This window comes from Streptomyces chisholmiae, from assembly GCF_031845445.1.
Lineage (GTDB): Bacteria > Actinomycetota > Actinomycetes > Streptomycetales > Streptomycetaceae > Streptomyces > Streptomyces chisholmiae.
Genome location: NZ_JAVREO010000178.1, coordinates 1 through 455 on the forward strand (window position 1 = coordinate 1; position 455 = coordinate 455).

The 455-nt window shown below is 75.6% G+C and carries 1 protein-coding gene; it reads right to left on the reverse strand.

The genetic code is table 11. From position 1 onward, the window contains the following. Positions 1–214: 214 nt before the first annotated feature. The coding region (locus tag RM844_RS32675; RefSeq protein ID WP_311671064.1) for a hypothetical protein at positions 215–455 on the reverse strand (241 nt) is incomplete at its 5' end.

Genomic DNA, 455 nt, shown 5'->3' on the forward strand with positions numbered 1-455 from the left:
TCCTTGCGGCGTCCCGTCCGGCGGACTACCTCTGTTGACCACGACAAGGAACGCGCCTCTGGTCCACGGACGGCCCCACGGTAAAATCGCGCGCTCTTTGCCCGGTCTCCGCACGCTCTTGCGCCGCCGGGCGCGGTGGGCCGCCGCCGCGACGGCCCCGTGCGGGGCCGGGGCGGGAAGAGGTCCACGCAGGTGATGGAGTGTCAGGGAGGTTTCAGGCGGGCGGTGTTCGGGTGGACACCCCGCCCGGCCGGGTCCGGGTCCCCGCGGCGTCCGGTCCGCCGTCCGGCCCCTCGTCCGGTCCGCCGCCGGGGCCGTCGTCCGCTCCGAGGCGTACGAGAACGAGCCAGACGAACGCGCACGCCGTACCGGCCAGGACGGTCACCGTCATGGGCCCCACCGTGCGGGCCCCGGCCGAGGCCAGGGCCGCGCCGAGCGGGATCATGCCCCACACC